The organism is uncultured Chitinophaga sp. (genome assembly GCF_937874145.1).
Lineage (GTDB): Bacteria > Bacteroidota > Bacteroidia > Chitinophagales > Chitinophagaceae > Chitinophaga.
The window spans coordinates 1-3,066 of sequence record NZ_CALNBI010000176.1 but is presented as its reverse complement, the minus strand read 5'-3'; the positions used below and the strand labels follow the sequence as shown (position 1 = coordinate 3,066).

At 56.5% G+C, this 3,066-nt stretch carries 4 protein-coding genes; 3 read left to right on the top strand and 1 reads right to left on the bottom strand.

Annotated elements, in window-relative coordinates; genetic code table 11:
* Nucleotides 1–425 (top strand): hypothetical protein (locus Q0510_RS08395; protein WP_298710017.1); only part of this gene is annotated, 425 nt, incomplete at its 5' end.
* Between the two features lie 11 nt (nucleotides 426–436).
* Complete coding sequence (locus Q0510_RS08390) at nucleotides 437–673, top strand: hypothetical protein (RefSeq protein WP_298710015.1); 237 nt, start codon at nucleotides 437–439, stop codon at nucleotides 671–673.
* A 108-nt stretch (nucleotides 674–781) separates the two neighbouring features.
* Here Q0510_RS08390 and Q0510_RS08385 read toward each other — a convergent pair whose 3' ends face one another.
* Entirely contained in the window at nucleotides 782–1,219 is a 438-nt protein-coding gene (locus Q0510_RS08385) for a DUF2147 domain-containing protein (RefSeq protein WP_298710013.1), read from the bottom strand.
* 126 nt (nucleotides 1,220–1,345) lie between these two features.
* Between Q0510_RS08385 and Q0510_RS08380 the strand changes: the two genes are divergently transcribed.
* The coding region (locus tag Q0510_RS08380; RefSeq protein WP_298710012.1) for a family 78 glycoside hydrolase catalytic domain at nucleotides 1,346–3,066 on the top strand (1,721 nt) is incomplete at its 3' end.

Sequence of the window (3,066 nt, the reverse complement as noted above, 5' to 3'; positions counted from 1 at the left end):
CGCTCCCGCCTTCCGAAGAAATTATCATGGACCTCCCGGAAGTGAAAGACATTCCCGGGCAGGAACATATCCACGTACCCCCGGCCGGCGAAATGGCCGATACCACCGCTTCCTCCGCAGACGAAGAAGGTGAAGGCCTGCTGGACGAAGTGAATAAAGACGACGAAGACCTGGATCTCGAAGGCGATGACAACGTCAGCGATACCGAACGGCAACTGCTCGACGACGCCGCCAATATCGATCCGCTCGACGAAGAAGAGCAAAACGTCCGCAACGCGCTGCCCGACGATACCGACGACGACGGCGATCCGCTCAACGAAGACGAGCTCGACGTGCCCGGCGCGGAAGATGATGACGAAGATCAGGAAATGGGCGCTGAAGACGAAGAAAACAATGAATTCAGCGTAGACAAAAACAGCGACTAAAACATATTCATATGGGAAAGCTTACAAACAGCCACGATGAAGGTAAAGTGGCGGAAATGATTGAAGAACAGACAGCGAAATTGCCATCCGACACTTTTTTATGGGCTTCCGTGGGAGCCATGAGCATTTCGCTGGCTTTGCAGCTGATGGGTAAGAAGCATGCGGGTTTGTTCGTAGGACAATGGGCCGCGCCATTCCTGCTTTTCGGGATTTATAATAAACTCGTAAAGCAGCAGGGGCACGATTGATGGGTTTGGTTAGAAACGCCCCTGCGGGCAAACGCATCGCATAGCGTGTACGGTCGCCATGCCGAAAGGCTGGCGGAAAAGACTGGACGGATTCCGTTCAGTCTTTTTTTATTGCGAACGCGTCCAGGAAGTGGTGCGGCCGAACATGGGAGCGCCTACGTATCCGCGGATTTCCAGCGTATTGCCTTTAAGCTTCATTTTGCTGCTGTAGGTTTTGCCGCTCTTGGGGTCGTAGATCTTGCCGTCTTCCCATTCCTTATCATCGGCATCATATGCAAAGCCGGTCAGGATAACAAGATTGAGCAAAGGGCGGGAGCGGAGAGCGGAATTGGTGTTTTTGGCATCACGGCGGGGCGTTTTGCCGTCGTCTTCCAATGGGTGCGCCATCCAGATCAGCTTTCCGAAGAATTTATCGCCGTTGCGGTAAACCTGCACTTTCGCGTCCTTCTCTTCGTTGAGCCACACGCCGTTGACAGCGTCTGCCTGGGCGATGGCCGCGCCGGGAACGGCCAGCAGCAGTAGGAGGGCCGCGATGTATATTTTCATGGTGCTTTGTTTTGGTGATCGGTATTTGTAATTTAAAGAAAAAAATGGAAAGGCAGGTGAGTGCAGGATAGTGGTTCCGGATGAAAATTATATTTTGGACGGCACCGCTTGAAAACTGATTACGACATGCATAAAAGATCCTATCTATTCCACGTTATGGCCTCCGCGGTGCCCTGTTCCGTGCAGGCGCAATCGTTCCTGCCCGAAAAGCTCACCACCGAATACCGGACCTCGCCGCTCGGCGTTGCCGCCGCGCAACCGAGAATGAGCTGGCAGATCAAATCCTCCGGCCGCGATTTCATGCAATCCGCCTATGAAGTGCGCACCGGTTCCAACGCCGCCGCATTGGCGAAAGGAAAAGGAATCGGATGGCAAAGCGGTAAGGTGAACTCCGGCGAATCGCTTCACATCCCCTACGGCGGCGGCGCTCTCAGCTCGCGCCAGCGCGTGTTCTGGCAGGTGCGCGTGTACGACCGCAACGGCAAGGCATCGCCCTGGAGCCAGGTAGCCTCCTGGGAAATGGGACTGCTGCAACCGTCCGACTGGTCGGCCCAATGGATCGGCCGGGCCAACGATACCACCGGTAAACCCGGTCCCAGCCCCATCTTCCGCAAACCTTTCCAACTCGCCAAACCCGTACAAAGCGCCCGCCTCTTCGTAACGGCGCATGGCCTGTACGAAGCGCATATCAATGGTAAAAGGGTAGGGGAAGATCACCTCACGCCCGGCTGGACCGCTTACGACAAACGCCTCCAATACCAGGTGTACGACGTCACGCCGCTGCTGCAGAACGGTAATAACGTGATCGGCGCCACGCTGGGCGACGGCTGGTACCGCGGCAACCTCGTATTCCTCAACCAACGCAACACCTACGGCAAAACCGCCGCGCTGCTGCTCCAGATGGAAGTCACCTACCGCGATGGTTCCAAAGAAACCATCGCCTCCGACGGCTCCTGGAAAACCGCCGACTCCGGCCCGGTGCGTTACTCCGATATCTATAACGGCGAAATCGTGGACGCGCGCATGGAAATGAACGGCTGGGCAAGTCCTGGTTTCAATGACGCCGGCTGGCAATCCGCCGCTGTGCTGCCGCTCACGAAAAACAACATCGTGGCCCAGGAAGGCCCCGGCGTTCGTCAGAAAGAAAGACTGAAGCCCATCAAATTCATCACCACGCCACAAGGCGATGCGGTGGTGGATTTCGGCCAGAACATGGTAGGCTGGGTAGAATTGAAAGTGAAAGGCAATGCCGGCGATACCGTTACCATCCACCACGCGGAAGTGCTGGATAAAGACGGCAACTTCTACACCGCCAACCTCCGCGCGGCCAGGCAGGAGAATAAGTATGTACTGAAAGGCGGCGGCACCGAAACGTTTGCGCCGCGGTTCACTTTCCAGGGTTTTAGGTATATCCGCGTGAAGGGCATCCGCCAGCCGCTGGATACCAGCCTGTTTACCGGCGTAGCCGTGTATTCTGATATGGGTGAAACCGGCAGCTTCACCTGCTCGCATCCGCTGATCAACCAGCTGCAGCATAATATCCAATGGGGACAGAAAGGCAACTTCGTGGATGTGCCTACCGACTGCCCGCAGCGCGATGAGCGCCTCGGCTGGACGGGCGACGCGCAGGTGTTCTTCAATACCGCATCGTACAACATGAACGTGGCCAGCTTCTTCACCAAATGGATGAAAGACGTGGCGGCTGACCAGCGCCCCAACGGCGATATCCCCGTAGTAATCCCCGACGTAAAATCCATTCCTTCGCCGGGTTCGGCGGGCTGGGGCGACGTGGTGACCATCATCCCCTGGCAGTTCTACCAAAACTACGGCGACCGCCGCATGCTCGA

Bases quoted from the DNA above. Each gene is read 5' to 3' on its own strand.
- Q0510_RS08385 (WP_298710013.1), bottom strand. From the start codon at position 1,219: ATGAAAATATACATCGCGGCCCTCCTACTGCTGCTGGCCGTTCCCGGC.
- Q0510_RS08390 (WP_298710015.1), top strand. From the start codon at position 437: ATGGGAAAGCTTACAAACAGCCACGATGAAGGTAAAGTGGCGGAAATG.